We start from the raw sequence: 17,839 nt of genomic DNA, 5'->3' as shown, positions 1-17,839 counted from the left end.
AAAATGAGAAAAATGCTTCCGTTTTTGCTAAGCGCAACGATGGCATGCAGCGTGTTTTCAAGCGCAGCGCTGCTTCCCCAGACCGGCCATGCCGCTCCGCATGCCTATCTGTTTGATTTTGGAACGGTGACAAGCCCTGTAGCTCCCGGATATACGCGCGTCTCCGAATCGACGTTGTACACCACCGCACTCGGATACGGGCTGAGCAAAGTCATAGCCAGTCGGGACCGGGGGGCTGCTTACAGCGATCTTTTAAGAGATTTTGTGATTGATAAAAGCTTTTCTTTTAAAGTCGATATGGAAAATGGGGATTATTTCGTTAAATTAAGCGCTGGCGATGGGATCGCAAGCAATAAGACCTCTGTAACGATTGAAGGCATAAACCGTGGCTCAACCAATACCGCCAGCGGCAGCTTCCAGGACATTACGGCAGTTGTAACTGTCGCGGACGGTCAGATGAACTTTGACATTGGCGGGAATGACGGCCGAGTGAATGCTATTGAAATCACGCCTGCCGTCGTGATGCGGGGTGTCAAGGTTGAAAGCGTGAGCGTAACGCCCGTACCAAGCGTGCAGCTAAGCTGGGATGCGGCACAGAGCGGGAGCGAATACAGCATTTACAGGAAAGCGGAAGGCCAATCGGACTATGTCAAAATCGCAACGACGAGCGGAGCTGCCTATTCGGACGCCTCTGTGGAGCTTGGCTTAACCTACACCTATACAGTGACGAACACGAGCGGGGGTTATGAATCTCCGAAAAGCGATCCGCTTACGGTCACTGTCGCCGACGGGTCGGGTCAAAAACCGGCTGTTCCTGCTCATTTTATCGTTTCGAACGCGACAGAAGATTCCGTCACCTTAGGGTGGGACGCTGCTGCCGGGGCAACTATTTACTATGTATACAGATCGGCAAGCGAGACCGGGACCTATAGTAAAATTGCTGCAACGTCGGAGCCGACTTATGTAGATCGATCCGTGACAACGAATGTTCCTTATTATTACAAAATTGCAGCGGTAAGCACGGCGGGACTATCCGATCTCACACCTTTTGCCGCATCGCCGATCAAAAAAATCTTCAAGCGCCAAATGGAACGCCTGGAACGCGGCCTTACCGCAATCAAAGTGAGTAACGGTGTATACGTCGGTTGGCGGTTGTTTGGCACCGAACCTAGTACCGTTTCATTCAATTTGTATCGGGACGGCCGGAAAATTAACGCCTCGCCGATCACATCGAGCACAAACTTCCTGGACAGTGACGGAACGCCTGAATCGACGTATACCGTTCGAGCGGTGATTGGCGGGATTGAACAAACGGCTTCAGGCAGCGCAACTGTCATGGCAAAGAATTATTTGGATATCCCGATAAACAAGCCTGCGGGCGGCACGACACCGGATGGCGTCGCCTACACGTACAGTGCGAATGATGTCAGCGTAGGCGATTTGGATGGCGATGGACAATACGAATATGTCGTGAAATGGGACCCGTCCAATTCCAAGGACAACTCTCAGTCCGGCTACACAGGCAATGTATACATCGATGCGTATAAACTGGACGGCACGCAATTATGGCGCATTGATTTGGGCAAAAATATCCGCGCTGGTGCTCACTACACGCAATTTATGGTGTATGACCTCGATGGGGACGGCAAAGCCGAAGTCGCGATGAAAACAGCAGACGGCACCATCGATGGAGCCGGCGTCGTGCTTGGAAACGGTGCGGCGGATTACCGCAATTCATCCGGCTACATTTTAACCGGACCGGAGTACTTGAGCATTTTTGAGGGAGCCACAGGCAAAACGCTGACTACCACCTCCTACGAGCCTCCGAGGGGAACAGTCGGAAACTGGGGAGATACTTACGGCAACCGAGTCGATCGCTTTCTGGCGGCTATTGCCTATCTGGATGGCGAGCGCCCCAGTCTGATTATGGCGCGAGGCTACTATACAAGATCCGTTCTTGTCGCCTATAACTGGAGAGACGGGCAGCTGTCCAAGGTATGGACGTTCGATTCCGACACTCCCGGAAATGGCGGTTATGCAGGTCAAGGAAATCATAACTTAAGCGTTGCAGACGTAGACGGCGACGGCAAGGATGAAATTGTTTATGGCGCGATGGCCGTAGATCACGATGGCAAAGGCTTGTATACGACGGGGTTAGGTCATGGCGATGCGATGCACCTGAGCGATTTGGACCCGGATCGTCCCGGGTACGAGGTCTTTCAAGTTCATGAGGAGAAGCCGAGCCCGGCAGGCTTGGAATTCCGCGACGCGAGAACAGGAGAGCTCATCTGGGGGAAACCGACAACGTATGACGTGGGCCGTGGTCTTTCCGCGGATATCGATCCAAGATATAAGGGAGCCGAGTCTTGGGCTATTGATGCGGGGGGCTGGAACAGCACCTCAGGAGGCTTGTACGATGTGAAGGGCAATGAGATTTCCACTCATATCCCGCCTGCGAACTTCGCCATTTGGTGGGACGGAGATCTGCAGCGCGAGCTGCTGGATCATACGTACAACGATAAGACTTTAACAGGCGTAGGCAACATTTTGAAATGGGATTATGAGAATTCACGTGTGGTACCGCTGCTTATAGCAGAAGGAACTTTCTCCAACAATGGAACAAAGGGGAATCCGGGGCTGCAAGCCGATCTATTCGGCGACTGGCGCGAAGAAGCGATGTGGCGGCTTGAAGACAGCAGCGCGCTTCGCATCTACATGACAACAGACGTAACGGATTATCGCTTCTATACGCTTATGCACGATCCTGTTTACCGGTTAGGTGTAGCCCGTGAAAATACCGCCTACAATCAGCCGCCGCATGTCGGCTATTATCTCGGTGGCGGAATGACCATGCCGCCAATGCCGAACATTACGGTGCCTGCAGGCGATCTGCAGGAAGCGGGCGTTACATTAAGCGGCGGCAGCATGCTGAAGCCGGGCGAGACGATTTCGCTCAAATACGGGCTGACTGGCATTACAGAACAGGTCATCGCACAAAATGTGAGCTTTACCTACGATCCGGAATATTTCGAGTATGTGTCAGTAACAGGACTACAAGAGGGTGTAAGTGTTGTAGGCAATGTGTACAGCACGCCGGGCAAGGTGCGAATCATTTTGGCTAGTTTAGGAACGGATTACGGGGTGACGGGCAGCAGTGAATTAGTGTCGCTTCAGTTGAGAGCCAAGGCGGTAAGCAGCACGGTTGATACGAATGTCTACAGCTCAGCCCAGGTCGCGAATGCCCAAGGTGTAGAAACGACCTTCCAATCTGTGGGTAAACCAATTACGATTCGGTATGCGGACTTGTCATCCTTGAATGCGCTGATCAGCTCGGCAGAAACAAGCTATGCACAAGCGGTGGAAGGCATCGGTCAAGGAGAGTATCCGGTAGGCTCGAAAGCTGCGCTTGGAGCTGCCATTGCGAAGGCCAAGGCTGTTCAAGCGAATCCAAATGTCACCCAAGCGGAAATTACGCAAGCCGTTGCTGAGCTGAATGCCGCCTTGTCAGCCTTCCAGGCTTCGGTGAACACAAGCCATGCTTACGACGTTAACAATTCCGGTCAAGTGAGTGTCGGTGACTTAGCCTTCATTGCCGCCCACTACGGACAAACGAGCGCCGATCCTAATTGGAACAGCAAAGCGGACGTCAACGCGGACGGCGTGATTGATATTCTGGATTTAAGTATAGTAGCCAGATATATCTTAAACGAATAGGCTAAAAAGATAACCTGCGGAGAGGTCTTGAATTATCCGTACCGGAATAAGATAATAAGAATGAGGCAGCTACCTTTGTCACCGTAAAAAGGTTAGCTGCCTTTTTTCTACCGCATATGCGGCAGAGACAGGCTAATCATCCGAAGGAGTGATCACAGATGGGAACTCGTTTATTATCGGAGCAGCTGGTGAAAAATCGTTTTCCGCATTTGAAATATGTTCGGATTCATACGACGGAAAAGCATAAGGCGACGATCTATGCATGGAATGAAGATCTGCACTTAACGGAAAAGGACGCAGAGCGGCTGCAGCAATTTGCAAGCGGTTACTTATATCCGTACGTTCGCTACCAAGTGAAAGCTTATCATTTGGTGCAAACGGATAAAGTTCCGCTCGAGCAGGTCATGCCGGAAGCCGTAGTCCAAACCGCTAAGCGCAGAAATTTGAATCAATATGGCATTATTGAGGCGATTAATCGGTTGTTTCCATTCGGCCGGTTAACGTTTGTCAAATATGATAGAGCTGAGAGCGTGATTTATTTTGCTTTTTATGCGACAAGAAGTCTTCAAAATCGCGAGAAAGAAGCCATGTACAGCTATTTGAATGAAATCATTCCATTGGGCTCTTATTGTGATGTGTCATTCTATTAAATGGAGGGTTTACCGATTTACTCCTCTTCAACGCGAAATTCGCTTTCTTCCCGTATATAAGTGAATTCGCCGACCTGTACCTCATAAGGCGTGTATCTTTTAATGACACCTACTGCGAGAAAAACAGGAATATCATCGGCGGTTCGCTGGATGACGGCGACATTCACTTGTGTGAGTGCCGCCGCGAATAATTGCATGTCCGTCAATAGCGTCTTATTCAATACAAATTCACCTCCGGCTTTATCTCGTGATCCGCTCCCCGGGTTGCAACACGGGAACCTGCACGGTTACGGTATCCGGATATTTAATTCCTGCACCCGTGTTCAGCGCGATGACGATCTCATCGTCTCCGATCCAGCCGGATTGCTTCAGTTTTCTTGCGGCTGCGAACGTGGCCGCTCCCTCTGGGCATACGAATGCCCCTTCCAGCTCCGCCACCCGCTGTTGTTCTTGCAGCAGCTCTTCGTCTTGAATGGAAACCGCGCATCCGCCTGTCGCATACAGCGCCTCCAATACTAGGAAATCGCCAAGCGCTTTCGGAACGTTAATGCCGAAGGCGACCGTTTTGGATTCCGCCCAAAATTGTGATTCTTTCTCCTGATCCTCCCAAGCTTTCACGATCGGAGCGCAGCCTTCCGCTTGAACAGCGACAAGCCGCGGTAATTTGCCTTGTACCCATCCTAAGGTTTGCAGTTCCTTTAGCGCTTTATAAATGCCGATCAACCCGACACCGCCGCCGGTTGGATACAAAATAACATCGGGCAGTTTCCAGTCCAACTGCTCGGCGATTTCCAACCCCATCGTTTTCTTGCCTTCGATACGGTAAGGTTCTTTGAGCGTTGACGCGTCGTAGAGACCGTAGGCTTTGACGAGATCCGCAACGATCCGTCCCGCATCGCTGATCAGCCCGTCGACGAGGTAGAGGTTGGACCCGGAAATCGCGCACTCGTTGCGAGTAATGAGCGGTGCATCCACAGGCATAATGACGGTGGATTTCATCTTGGCTCTGGCCGCATACAAAGACCAAGCGGCTCCGGCATTGCCATTGGTTGGCATGGCGAGCTCCTGCACACCCAATTCTTTCGCTTTGGATATTCCGACTGCTGCGCCCCGGGCCTTGAAAGAGCCGGTTGGCAGCAAGCCTTCGTCTTTCATGAGCAGACCTGGAATCTGCATGTCTGCGCCGATGCTTGGCATGGGCAGCAGCGGGGTAAAGCCTTCGCCGAGCGTAACTATATGCTCCGGATGGATGACCGGCAGAAGCTCGCGATACCGCCATAGGCTCGGTTCGCGCTCACGCAGCATGGCGGGAGTCAAGGACCCGGCTAAACGCTCCATATCGTATGCGACTAATAGCGGCGAACCGCAGAGGCAAAGCTGATGCTTGTCTTCGATGTTGTAACGTGAGGCGCATTTGGGGCAATAGAGATGAGAAACAAAACTATTCGGCATGGCGGAAGTCTCCTATATGTTTTATGACCGCTGGATAATTATACTTAGTCATCGTAATAGATAGGAATCCTACCTGTCAACGAGCCTGTTTTTTGGGAGCAATTCGAACACTCTCATCACCCGGCCGATTCCGTCATATGTTATCATGGATAGATGAGTGACCAAGATGATAACGTTAAAGGAGCTCAAGACGGCATGATACGACGATCACCTTACATACTTTTATTGCTTGCCACATGTATATGGGGAGGCAATTTTGTTGCGGGCAAAGCGCTTGTCCTGCATATTCCCCCGGTTACGCTCGCTGCCCTGCGTTGGGGCATCGCTTTTCTATGTTTGCTGCCTTTCTATGGCAGGCAAACTTGGCGGTTAAGAGCGCAATTGCTAAAGCATTGGAAAACGCTATTGTTCCTGTCTGCAACGGGCGTTGCCGGGTTTAACACGCTGACCTATATCGCTGTGCAATACACAGGATCGATTAATGCCTCCTTAATGAACTCTGCCACACCGATTATTGTGGTTGTCTTAACATGGCTGGTGATGAGGGAAAAGTTTGCGTGGACGGCATTGCCCGGCATTCTGATTTCGATGGCTGGCGTAAGCTGGATCATCAGTCACGGCAGCTTGTCCGCTCTGCTTCATCTTTCCTTCAATAAAGGTGACTTGTTTATGCTGATAGCTGTTTTGTGTTGGGGATTATATTCCGTCGGGATGAAAAAGGCAGGGGGACAGTTTCCGTCCAGCCCTTTGCTGCTGGCTCAGGTTGCTTTCGCATTGCTGATGCTGATTCCGCTTTCGCTTATGGAATGGGCGGTGAAATCCCCGCAGATTGTTTGGAATTCGGGCCTCGTTTCCGGACTCATCTATATCGGACTATTCGCTTCGATCGTTGCTTTCCTAAGCTGGAACCGCGCTATCGCATTGGCCGGCCCGCAGCGATGCGCAGGTTTTCTGAATTTCATCCCGATGTTCAGCGCGATTTTCGCCACGGCTTTTACGGGCGAGTCGCTGCAGCTGTATCATCTTATAGGCGCCGTATGGATTGTGACCGGTGTCTATTTAACGAATTATGCGATGAAAAAACGGCAAACGCAGGCCGCATGAAGAAGAGGCTGTCCCAAGGCAAATCAACCTTGAGGCAGCCTCTAAGCTCAATATCGGACCTCATTGTCGTTATTTTCGATAAGTGGGCTTCTTCTCATCAAAACAGACTCCAGAGTCGTTACTAGACTAATATACTTCATAATTACGCGGATTTTTCGTGAATAACTGCTTCGGTGTCCGTTAGTATTCATAAATAGCTGATTTTCTTCGGATAAAGCCTGCTCGGTCCGTTAGCGCTAGCAATAGAAGTAAATCGCTACTCGTCGAACTCCTCCAAATGGCCGTAATTACGGCGTATCTCCTCCACGGCGGCTGAATAGTCAGCGTCAGCGACTTTGGCTGAAAGCACATAATGCAGCGCATGGACATCTCCGTTGTTCGAATCACCGGCTGACACCGGAGCCGCAGTCGGCAGCACGTCAACGATGCCGTACTTGTTGTTCGCGTTGACTTCGCTTATCAAGCCGCCGCCTTCCATGATCGGAAGCAGCAGCCGCCCGCTGCCGCCGTAGCCATCAGGCAATCTTCCAACTTCAAGTTGTCTCGGATCATATTTCAGCAGCAGCACCCTTGCGTCCTCAGCTTGATTTTCGGTGTGAAAATAGGCTTGTATCATTCGGCTCATCCCTCATCATTCCTTTCGTTGTGAATATAAGATGTTCTTATGTCTGCTTACCCTTCTGGAACCAAGCTCTCACCTTTATTCCGAAAAAAATTAAACTTAGATCTTTAATCGGGATGATCGGATTTGAAAGTGCGTAATTGTCCTGCATTATAAGGGGGATTTAGGGAAGGGATTAGTAAAAATGATTGGACATTTCTCTGACTTTAGTTCAAAATAGAATCAAGTGCAGGGGAGGTCAACCAACATGCCAATATATAACTTTTCTAAATTAATGCGTATTTTCTGGACTTTTTTGCGGATCAGCCCACTCACCTTTGGCGGCGGTTATGCGATGCTGCCTGCCATTCACAGAGAAGTGGTGGAAACGAACAAGTGGATGTCCGATGACGAAATGACAGAATTGCTTGCCATTTCCGGAGCGGCTCCGGGCGGCGTAGGCGTGAACGTGTCAGCCTTAGTCGGTTACCATCTGGCTGGCATTCGAGGAGCGGTAGCAGCCGTCATCGGCATTACGCTCCCTGCTTTTTTGATTGTCATGGTCCTTAGTATGGTTTACGCTTTTCTTCAAAATTATCCGAAGATGCAAGCCATTATGGGAGGTATTCACGCTGCTATCGTTGGACTGATCGCAGCTGCCGCGTACAAAATGGCGAAGTCGTCCATTATTGATAAAATGACGTTATTCGCTGCCGTGGTCACCGTGCTTGCTCTGCTGTTTCTCCCGATTTCGCCGATTTTGATGATTGTGTTCGGTTTTGTGATCGGAATTGCGGTAGTGTTCCTGAAGCAAAAATGGGGAATGAAAGATCCGTTCGCGAGCAAAGATACGCCACCGCAACCGTCAATGAGCAATCGGGCAGCAGATTATTTCATCGCAGACGGCATATGAGGGAAGGTGAGGGATTTTGCTTCTAAAATTGTTTCTTACTTTCTTTAAAATCGGATGTATGTCTTTCGGCGGCGGTTACGCGATGATGCCGATCATCCAGCATGAAGTAAGCCGGAATCAATGGCTCTCGGCGGATGATTTTAATCAAATCGTGTCTTTGGCAGGGACAGGTCCCGGGCCGATCGCAACGAACAGCGCCACATTGATCGGCTTTCAAACAGCAGGCGTGATTGGAGCCATTGTAGCGACACTCGGGATGGTGCTGCCATCTTTGATTCTGATTATTTTGTTAGCGGCATTTTTGTACAAATGGCATAACAATAAGTGGTTCAAGTCATCCTTCTACGGTTTAAAGCCTGTAGTAACCGGCCTGATTGTATTTGCGGCCATTCACTTCGGTATGGCGGGCTGGGGAGAAGCGAAGCTGCCGGTCACTTGGCCGCAGATCGCGACGATTTTAATCACAGTCGGCGCTTTCCTGGGCATTGTTAAATATAAGCTGCATCCTTTTATTATTATTGTAGGCGCGGGCATTATGGGAATTGTGTTTTTTCAATAGATTCAAAGCTTGCCAAGCTCTCTTTCATTTCCTCGCGGAAGTGGATAGGGAGCTTTTTGACATACTCGATCCACTTCGATTAACGACTCCGGGCGATAAAATTTTATTTTATGTGCTATAAACAATGTTATTTTCCTTAATTATGCTATATAATATACAATATATAAAAAATAGAACACACTATTGAGTTCTTTTGAAATGTTTAGGAGGGAAACATCATCGAGCTTACAACCCGCCAGTTGGAAATTATTGATCTAGTGGGCAAACATGCCCCGATTACGGGGGAACGTATTGCGGAGCTTTTAGGTATAAGCCGGCCAACGATCCGTTCGGATCTGGCTGTTCTGGTCATGCTTCAGCATATCGATGCCAAGCCGAAAGTCGGCTATTTTCTCGGGAAGGCTGCGCTTGAGGTAAATTCGCCATTCAAGCATATCGAAGCGTTGAAAGTCAAAGAAGTCATGGGCATTCCCGTCGTACTAAGGGAAACCGTGACGGTCAGCGACGCCGTTGTGACGCTTTTTCTCGAAAATGTAGGCAGCTTAATGGTTGTTAATCAAGCGGGAGCTTTAGTCGGTATTGTTTCACGAAAGGATTTGCTCAAGGTTACGCTGGGGCAATCTTCGGCAAATGCAATGCCCATTTCGCTAGTCATGACGAGACATCCGAACATTGTGACAGTGAACCCGGACGACAGTGTGCTAGAGGCAGCTCGGAAAATGATTCATCATCAAGTCGACGGACTGCCTGTCGTTAAGTCGGCAGGGCCGGATCTGGACCATGATGAAGTAATTGGCCGAATTACGAAAACGACGATGACCAAATTGCTGCTCGAAGTAGCGCTGGGAACTTAATCAGGAGGAGTGCAAGTGGGAGAGAAGATGCATACGATTTTCGTTTGTTCGGATGCTGTGGGGGAAACGGCGAATACCGTCGTACAAGCAACCATCCGTCAATTTAATGCCAGCCAAGTGCAAGTGAAACGCTTCGGTTCGATCCGAACGGAAGATGAAGTGCGCTCCGTAGTGGAAGAAGCATCGAAAGTAAACGGTTTTATCGCCTACACGCTTGTGCTCCCCGAGCTCAGGGAAATGATGCGGCAGGAAGCGATCCGGCTCAGCGTTCATGCGATCGATATTATGGGACCTATGATGCAGGCTTTCATCGATACGTTTAAGGATTCTCCGAAGCGGAAAGTAGGCCTGCTTTACCAGTTGGATGAGCAGTACTATCAGCGGGTAGAAGCGGTAGAGTTCACCGTAAATTGTGACGATGGCAAAGATCCCAGCGCGATGAGGCACGCCCATATTGTACTTTTGGGGCCTTCCCGCACCTCCAAAACACCGCTTAGCATCTATTTGGCGCATAAAGGAAATAAGGTGGCGAATTACCCGCTCGTTCCTGAGGTAAAACCGCCTGCCATTCTATATGAGTTAGATCCGAAGAAACTAATCGGTTTAACGATGAATCCTGATCACCTGGTGCGCATTCGTACCGAACGATTGAAATCGGTCGGGCTTCCCTTTGGCGCGAAATACGCAACAGAGGAGCGCGTGAAAGAAGAGCTTGCTTTTGCGATGAAATTGTATCGTGAGCTCGGCTGCCAAGTGATTGATGTCAGTGAGAAGGCGATTGAAGAAACAGCAGGTCTTATTTTGGCTGACAGAACTTGAGTGCTTCAAACGATTCTAAAATAGAAAGGGCGAATGGGTGTATGCAAAGGGATTTATCACTGGAAATTGTACGGGTTACGGAATACGCTGCTTTAGCATCCGCACGGTGGACTGGAAAAGGGAATAAGCATAGCGCGGACGAGGCGGCAACTTCTGCTATGCGTTCTATTTTTAGCTCCATTCCTTTTCGGGGAACGGTTGTTATTGGAGAAGGGGAGATGGATGAAGCCCCGATGCTCTACATCGGCGAGTCTGTCGGCAGCGGCGTTGGTCCTGAGTACGATGTAGCCGTTGATCCGCTTGAGGGTACGGATATTGTCGCAAGCGGCAGAAACAATGCACTCTCTGTGGTAGCCGTTGCTGAAAAAGGGAATTTGCTGCACGCTCCGGATATGTACATGGAGAAACTTGCGGTCGGGCCGCGCTTAGCCGGTCATCTGAGGCTGGAGGACCCGCTCGAAGTCACCGTGCGCAAAGCAGCAGACGTTCTGCAAAAAGACGTAACAGAGCTAACGGTCTCCATTCTGGATCGCAAACGGCATGCCGATAAAATTCTGGTTCTGCGCACACTTGGCGTCAAAATCCATCTGCTCAGCGATGGCGATGTGGCGGGAGCCATGGCGGCAGCCTTTCCCGAGACGGGCATCGATCTGCACGTGGGATCGGGGGGAGCGCCGGAAGGCGTGCTTGCCGCGGCAGCACTGCGTTGCATGGGCGGTGAATTCCAAGGACGGCTTCTGCCGGAAAATGAAGATGAGGTGGCCCGCTGTTTGGCAATGGGCATTACTGATCCGTCCAAAGTGCTTAGCATGCGCGATTTGGTCGGTGAATCCGACATCTACTTCGCAGCTACAGGAGTCACTTCAGGCGATTTCTTGAGCGGCGTGAAAGTTCAGCTCGGCGGACGGGCGGAGACTCACTCGGTCGTGATGCGAGCCGAAACGCAGACGGTGCGTTTCATTCATTGCGTTCATCAGACGCAGGTGTATCTGGGGAGCGCTTAACGGGTAAAAAAGACCATAAACCTCAACCTTGGTTGAATTTTATGGTCTTTTTGCTGCGCGGAGACGAACTGATCATGGGCCAAGTCCACTGACGCATATACTTTAGTTGAGACTGATGCGAAAAGAGGGATAACCATGAGTTTGACTCCGATTGATTTTCTTTCTGTCGTCCGAAGCTGTATTCCGCGACAAGCAGAGATTGTACAGCTGCAGCAGCAAGGGAATCCCGCGGCGATCTTACATGCTGACGTGGATGGTGACGGCTCTCCCGAAATCACGGCCATGTATAGATACTTAGACAACCAGTACCTGTTTTCACTCAAGGATTACTCCGGTACCTGGTTTCCTATCGCATCCGCAGCCACGGGAGGCATTAGGGATGTGACCGATTTTGTCGCGGCGCCTGTTTCCCGCAGAGAAGGCTGGGATGTGATCGTCGGCTGGGTGCAGGAGGGCGCCGGTTCCGAGCTCGATATCATCCAATGGACGCCAAACGGTTTCCAACGGATGATTCCTCCCGGAACCTCGTACAATCATTTGGAAGTTGAGGATATGCCAACGAGAGAAGGCAGAGACGGATTATGCGAAATCGCGCTATGGGTGAAGGATCATGACAAAGCCTTCCAAGTGCAGACGTATCGGTGGAATCCATACAGGCTGGTTCCGACGCAGGACGTCCATCCCTACTATTTTCAACGGGTCACTCGTTACTATGAGGACTTAGTGCGTGATCATCCGGAGCAGCAGGCGTATCGGAGCTTTTTGGAAGATGCACGGAATAAGGCAGGCGGTAAGGAAGGCGTGTAAAAGCTGGAGGATCATAGAGGAGCTGCCTGAGAGAATTGCGAAGGATGGTACGAATGGCAAGATTGGCAATGATGGCAAAAGCTTGCGGCGAGGCTGTTTCGAAAGCAGATCTATCTGCTGGAGGGCAGCCTTTTGGACTTGTTTGAAATTTATCGTGTCGTAATTCCTTAGCCTATTTGTCCTAATGTTAGACTAAAAATCCCTCTATTCCTATGCTACATTTAAGGAGGATGTCTTAATATTACATGTAGCGATGAGGTAATGGGATGAGCAAAACATTGAAAATCGGCATTATTGGCGGCGGCGGTATTGCCGGCGCTCATGTAAAAGCCTACCGAGAGTTGGCGGACGTAGAAATTGTCGCCGTTGCTGATGCAGTGCCTGGCAAAGCGGCGCAATTTATTGATTACTGGCAGCTTTCATCGGCGCAGGCCTTTGATGATTACCGGCAGCTGCTGGAGTTGGAGCTTGACGGGGTAAGCATTTGCACGCCGAACGTCGCCCATCACCGCACAACGGTGAATGCCTTGCTGGCAGGCAAGCATGTTATGCTTGAGAAGCCGATGTCCGTCACACTGGATGAAGCGGTAGAGATGGCGCAAACGGCGAAAAAGACAGGCTTTATGCTCAATGTTGGCTTCCAACCGAGATATGACCCGAACATGAAAGTCATTCAAGATGTCGTTCAGTCCGGTCAATTGGGCAAAGTGTATTATGTGGAAACCGGCGGCGGACGCCGAAGAGGCATGCCTGGCGGGACATTTATTTCCAAAGAAATTGCCGGTGCCGGCGCGATGGCGGATATCGGCTGCTATTCGCTTGATATGGCGTTAAATGCAATGGGTTATCCGAAACCGCTTACCGTATCCGCTTACAGTTCTAATTTTTTTGGAACGAACCCGTTATATCATAAAGAAGCAGCCCGCTTCGATGTAGAGGATTTCGGCGTTGCGATGATCCGGTTCGAGGACGATCTCGTGCTGAATTTTAAAATCTCATGGGCGATGCATATGGATACTTTAGGACCAACTTTGTTCCTTGGAACAGATGGCGGATTGAAGGTGACTCCTGCCGGTAAAGGGCCGTGGAGCGGCGTATTTGACGGATCTGTAGGATCCATTACGTACTTCCACGATGTTCTTGGACACCATACGGAAAGCCAAATTCCGCTCATTGAACATAAAAAGAACCTGTTTAACGAAAAGGTCCGCGATTTTGTGGAAGCGGTTCGTGACGGCAAGCCAGCACCGATTCCAGGTGAACAGATCGTTCGGAATCAAGCGATAATCGACGGCATCATCCGTTCCTCGGTTCTGAAACGCGAAGTCACAATTGAACTTCCTAACTAAATAAAACAGACGAAGCTTTGGAGGTATTCTCATGTCACGTATTTTCCGTATCGGTATTATTGGTTGTGGCGGTATTGCAAACGGCAAGCATTTGCCGAGCTTGGCTAAGTTGAAAAATGTTGAAATTGTTGCATTCTGTGACATCGTTGGAGAACGTGCAGAAAAGGCGGCGGACAAATACGGCGCAGAGGGCGCTGCCGTGTATGAAGATTACAAAGAGCTTCTAACGGATGCGACCATCGATATCGTGCATGTGCTTACGCCGAACGATTCGCATGCGGAAATTGCCATTGCGGCGCTGGAAGCGGGCAAGCATGTTATGTGTGAAAAGCCGATGGCGAAAACGGCAGCCGATGCCAAACGCATGGCCGAAACAGCTAAGCGTACAGGCAAAAAGCTTACGATTGGCTACAACAACCGTTTCCGCGCGGACAGCCAGCATTTGAAGCGGGTTTGCGAGCAAGGGGAGCTTGGCGAGATTTATTTTGCCAAAGCGCATGCGATTCGCCGCCGTGCGGTTCCGACATGGGGCGTATTCCTGGATGAAGAAAAACAAGGCGGAGGTCCTTTAATTGATATCGGGACACATGCCTTGGACTTGACGCTCTGGATGATGGATAACTATAAGCCGAAAGTTGTGTTAGGGACGTCCTATCACGAATTGTCCCAAAAGGAGAATGCTGCCAACGCATGGGGCCCATGGGATCCAAGCAAATTCACCGTGGAAGATTCGGCATTCGGTATGATCGTGATGGAAAACGGAGCAACCATCATGCTGGAATCCAGCTGGGCCTTGAACACGCTGGAAGTCGACGAAGCCAAATGTTCACTTAGCGGAACGGAAGGCGGCGCTGATATGAAAGGCGGACTTCGCATCAATGGCGAGAAGCACAGCCGTTTGTATACGACGGAAGTGGATTTGAAAGCAGGCGGAGTTGCTTTTTATGACGGGGCCAAAGAAAGCGATGCGGATTTGGAAATGCGCACGTGGATCAAGGCGATCGAAACGGATTCAGAGCCTGTCGTAACGCCTGAGCAAGCGTATGTCGTGTCGCAAATTTTGGAAGCTATTTATGAATCGGCGCGCACGGGTAAAGCTGTTTATTTGAATGCTTAATATGAATGAAGGAGAGGCCCAGGCCTCTCTTTTTTGATGCGCTGCGGTCGCAGAAATGGAGGATCGGATCCCCCTATCCGGAGTGCTCTTTCCTATGCCATAAAAAAGGAGTATGCTTGAACTACTCTGGTTGTGTCAATGAAAGGATGGATGAAGCAATGGATTTAGGCTTGCATGGTCAAGTCGCCTTAATTACAGGCGGGAGTAAAGGGATTGGTTTAGCGACAGCCATAACGCTATCCCGCGAGGGAGCGAAGGTTGCTATTTGTGCACGGAATGAGGAGCAGCTTCAGGAAGCCGCCAAACATATTGCGAGTATCACAGGGAGCAAGGTGCTGACGATCCAAGCCGATGTCACTTCCGAGGAGGATTGCCAACGCGCCGTTGAGCAAACGGTCGAAGCATTCGGAGGTATCGATATTTTGGTGAACAATGCCGGGACTTCTGCGGCCAAGCCTTTTGAACAGGTAGGTACGGAAGTATGGCGGCACGATCTTGAGCTGAAACTTTTTGGTGCGATTCATTGCTCCCGGTTCGCCATTCCGCATATGCGTCAAGCCGGTGGCGGTTCGATTGTAAATATTACAACATCCGCAGCCAAAACACCGCCGGCATCCTCCTTGCCCACAAGCGTCAGCCGTGCAGCAGGACTCGCCTTAACCAATGCGTTGAGCAAGGATCTTGCCGGGGATGGCATCCGCGTCAACACGGTTTGCATCGGGAAGATTCGCAGCGATCAGCTGGAAAAGGGCTGGAAGCGGGAGGCGCCGGAGCTGACTTGGGACGAGTACGCCCGAGATGCAAGGCACGGCATTCCGCTTGGCCGGATCGGCGATGCCGATGAAGCGGCGAACGTTATCGCGTTTCTATCATCTAAAGTGGCTTCCTATGTGACGGGAACTTCCGTCAACGTGGATGGCGGCAAAGGCGAAGCGCTATAAGGTACATTCGAATGAAACTTAGTGTATTGGATCTTGTGCCGATTATCTCCCCGGCAGATGCCGGCGCTGCTTATGAGCAAGCCGTGAGACTGGCCAGGCATGCTGAACAATGGGGCTACTCACGCTATTGGGTCGCCGAACACCACGATATGCCCGCGCTGGCTTGTCCGTCGCCGGAAGTGCTGCTTGCTCATATTGGCGCGCGGACTGAGCGAATCCGGCTTGGTTCGGGCGCTCTGCTGCTTCCGCATTATAAACCTATGAAGGTGGCTGAAAACTTTCATATGCTGTCTGCTTTGTATCCCGGCAGGATCGATCTAGGCATCGGGCGGGCGCCGGGTGGCTCGGCGCATGCGACGATTGCGCTCAGCGGGAATTTTCTGGAAAACGTTCGGCAGCTGCCGGATTCATTGAAGTCGTTAATGGCCTTGCTGGAAGGCCGGTTTGAGTGCGAGGGGCAGCCGGTAACTGCAAGGCCGGTGCCAGCGATTCCGCCAAACGTCTGGATGCTCGGCACGAACAGCAAAAGCGCTGCATTCGCAGCAGAGCTTGGAACCGGTTATGTGTTTGGACAGTTCATGAGCGATAGCGATGTTGTGGAAGTTGTCGGCGGATATCGGGAGAAATTCATGCCGTCCGCTCAAGGCGAGCGCCCCCGTGTCATCGTAGCGGCCGGCGTAGTTTGCGCCGATTCGGAGGAGGAAGCGCGGGCTTTGGCTGCTGCACTGCCTTGGCTGCAGGTGGCAGATGAGGGAGGCGCTGGAGCTGGAGCAGAGGGTCAGCCTCTAGCCCAGCGCAGGATGTTTCTGGGCACTGCGGCCAGCGTGCAGGAGCAATTGGAGCGGGAAGCGCAGCGCTGCGGCATCGACGAATACCTCGTCGTTACGCCGATTGCCGACTACGATAAAAGACTGCGCTCATATGAACTGCTGAGCTCGATTATTTGTTGATCCGGCTGTGGCACTGCTGAGCTCGATGATTTGCTGAGCCAGCTGTGGCACTGCTGCGCAATGTCATTGCTTTTCGGCGCGTTGCTCCGTCCGAAAGGGAACTGCAGTCCGCTATTTCGGAGAAATCAGCCGATTTGGCTTGATAGGGGGGAATATAGGGCCTTATTTGCCCGAATTCCCCCGTTTTTAGCCCAAAACAGCAAAATAGCGGACTATAGTTCCCACTATTTTGCCAAAAAGCAGCTTTGGGCAAAATAAAGCCCTGTAGTTCTCCCTGCTTCACTCGTACTCACAATCACTGCTCGTATCCACCAACCTGAGACTCGCAAACTTGCATCGACTGCCTTGAGCATCTTTCATTGCCCACCCAACACATGATTCCGCTGCACCTACCCGTCCGCTCCCCGCCAACAAGTATCCAATGTCTACTCACAAGTCCAATCTCCGCCAAGAAGTATTCAATGCCCACTCACCATTCCGCATCAGCCAAGAAGTATTCAATGCCCACTCACCATTCCGCATCAGCCAACAAGTATTCAATGTACACCCACCAGTCAGCTAACCGCCAACATGTATTCAACGTACCCCCACCAGTCCGCATCCGCCAACAAGTATTCAATATACGCTCACCAGTCCGATCCCCACCAACAAGTAAATAATGCTTCTGCACCTCGCCCTCCACGCCACACCTTCCGGCGCAATGCTTTGTCGCCACGGGAACTACAATCCGCTATTTTAGAGAAATCAGCCGATTTGGCTGCCGAAGGGGAACTATAGGATCTTATTTGCCCGATTTTCCCCATTTTCAGCCCAAAACAGCGAAATAGAGGATCATAGTTCCCACTCGATTGTCAAAAAGCAGCTTTTTGGCAAATAAAGCCCTGTAGTTCCCATCGCCATCAAATCCGCGAACATGCCCCCGGTGCCCCCCACTCGCGTATCCACCCTCACGCCCGATCACAGTGCTCCAACCCCCGCCACCGCACCACTTTCGCACATAAACTA

The 17,839-nt window shown here is 50.9% G+C and carries 16 protein-coding genes; 13 read left to right on the top strand and 3 right to left on the bottom strand.

The annotated features are described in order from the left end of the window. The first annotated feature begins 3 nt into the window (after window positions 1-3). Window positions 4-3,714 (top strand): rhamnogalacturonan lyase family protein, encoded by a 3,711-nt coding sequence (locus AC3WRW_RS13515; RefSeq protein ID WP_492546832.1) that lies wholly within the window; start codon window positions 4-6, stop codon window positions 3,712-3,714. Between the two features lie 158 nt (window positions 3,715-3,872). Then, window positions 3,873-4,364: a hypothetical protein gene (locus AC3WRW_RS13510; protein WP_492546831.1), complete on the top strand. Its 492-nt coding sequence runs from the start codon at window positions 3,873-3,875 to the stop codon at window positions 4,362-4,364. A 17-nt stretch (window positions 4,365-4,381) separates the two neighbouring features. Here AC3WRW_RS13510 and AC3WRW_RS13505 read toward each other — a convergent pair whose 3' ends face one another. Together AC3WRW_RS13505 and AC3WRW_RS13500 are read right to left on the bottom strand one after the other, a co-directional pair. Next, window positions 4,382-4,585: a hypothetical protein gene (locus AC3WRW_RS13505; protein WP_492546830.1), complete on the bottom strand. Its 204-nt coding sequence runs from the start codon at window positions 4,583-4,585 to the stop codon at window positions 4,382-4,384. A gap of 19 nt (window positions 4,586-4,604) precedes the next feature. Beyond that, a complete protein-coding gene (locus tag AC3WRW_RS13500) occupies window positions 4,605-5,816 on the bottom strand; it encodes a threonine synthase (protein ID WP_492546829.1) in 1,212 nt (403 codons plus the stop codon). Window positions 5,817-6,011: 195 nt separating this feature from the next. Here AC3WRW_RS13500 and AC3WRW_RS13495 point away from each other — a divergent pair, with 195 nt between their 5' ends. Continuing rightward, window positions 6,012-6,920, top strand: a complete 909-nt coding sequence (locus tag AC3WRW_RS13495; protein WP_492546828.1) for a DMT family transporter — start codon at window positions 6,012-6,014, stop codon at window positions 6,918-6,920. A gap of 256 nt (window positions 6,921-7,176) precedes the next feature. Here the strand turns inward: AC3WRW_RS13495 and AC3WRW_RS13490 are convergent, their stop codons facing one another. Beyond that, entirely contained in the window at window positions 7,177-7,545 is a 369-nt protein-coding gene (locus tag AC3WRW_RS13490; RefSeq protein WP_492546827.1) for a hypothetical protein, read from the bottom strand. 244 nt (window positions 7,546-7,789) lie between these two features. On the opposite strand from AC3WRW_RS13490, the gene AC3WRW_RS13485 reads away from it, so the two are divergent. The 10 genes from AC3WRW_RS13485 to AC3WRW_RS13440 all read left to right on the top strand — a co-directional run bounded on the left by AC3WRW_RS13485 (window position 7,790) and on the right by AC3WRW_RS13440 (window position 16,834). Continuing rightward, a complete protein-coding gene (locus AC3WRW_RS13485) occupies window positions 7,790-8,434 on the top strand; it encodes a chromate transporter (protein ID WP_492546826.1) in 645 nt (214 codons plus the stop codon). Window positions 8,435-8,450: 16 nt separating this feature from the next. Next, a complete protein-coding gene (locus AC3WRW_RS13480; protein ID WP_492546825.1) occupies window positions 8,451-8,993 on the top strand; it encodes a chromate transporter in 543 nt (180 codons plus the stop codon). A 239-nt stretch (window positions 8,994-9,232) separates the two neighbouring features. Continuing rightward, window positions 9,233-9,847, top strand: a complete 615-nt coding sequence (locus AC3WRW_RS13475) for a helix-turn-helix transcriptional regulator (RefSeq protein ID WP_492546824.1) — start codon at window positions 9,233-9,235, stop codon at window positions 9,845-9,847. Between the two features lie 27 nt (window positions 9,848-9,874). Next, the gene (locus AC3WRW_RS13470; protein ID WP_492546867.1) at window positions 9,875-10,666 is read left to right on the top strand and encodes a pyruvate, water dikinase regulatory protein; all 792 of its coding nucleotides are present in this window, start codon (window positions 9,875-9,877) and stop codon (window positions 10,664-10,666) included. Between the two features lie 41 nt (window positions 10,667-10,707). Then, window positions 10,708-11,670, top strand: coding sequence for a class II fructose-bisphosphatase (glpX, locus tag AC3WRW_RS13465; RefSeq protein WP_492546823.1), 963 nt, complete (start codon window positions 10,708-10,710; stop codon window positions 11,668-11,670). Between the two features lie 135 nt (window positions 11,671-11,805). Next, on the top strand, window positions 11,806-12,477 hold the full coding sequence (locus AC3WRW_RS13460) for a hypothetical protein (RefSeq protein ID WP_492546822.1): 672 nt from the start codon (window positions 11,806-11,808) through the stop codon (window positions 12,475-12,477). A 266-nt stretch (window positions 12,478-12,743) separates the two neighbouring features. Next, window positions 12,744-13,826 carry a Gfo/Idh/MocA family protein gene (locus AC3WRW_RS13455; RefSeq protein WP_492546821.1) on the top strand — a complete coding sequence of 361 codons (1,083 nt, stop codon included), beginning with the start codon at window positions 12,744-12,746 and terminating at the stop codon, window positions 13,824-13,826. Window positions 13,827-13,857: 31 nt separating this feature from the next. Next, window positions 13,858-14,943, top strand: a complete 1,086-nt coding sequence (locus AC3WRW_RS13450; protein ID WP_492546820.1) for a Gfo/Idh/MocA family protein — start codon at window positions 13,858-13,860, stop codon at window positions 14,941-14,943. Window positions 14,944-15,101: 158 nt separating this feature from the next. Continuing rightward, entirely contained in the window at window positions 15,102-15,884 is a 783-nt protein-coding gene (locus AC3WRW_RS13445) for an SDR family NAD(P)-dependent oxidoreductase (protein WP_492546819.1), read from the top strand. An 11-nt stretch (window positions 15,885-15,895) separates the two neighbouring features. Then, window positions 15,896-16,834, top strand: coding sequence for an MsnO8 family LLM class oxidoreductase (locus AC3WRW_RS13440; RefSeq protein WP_492546818.1), 939 nt, complete (start codon window positions 15,896-15,898; stop codon window positions 16,832-16,834). Window positions 16,835-17,839 lie beyond the last annotated feature (1,005 nt).

It is taken from the genome of Paenibacillus sp. FW126-R14, from assembly GCF_058789495.1.
This window is presented reverse-complemented; position numbering and strand designations above follow the sequence as displayed.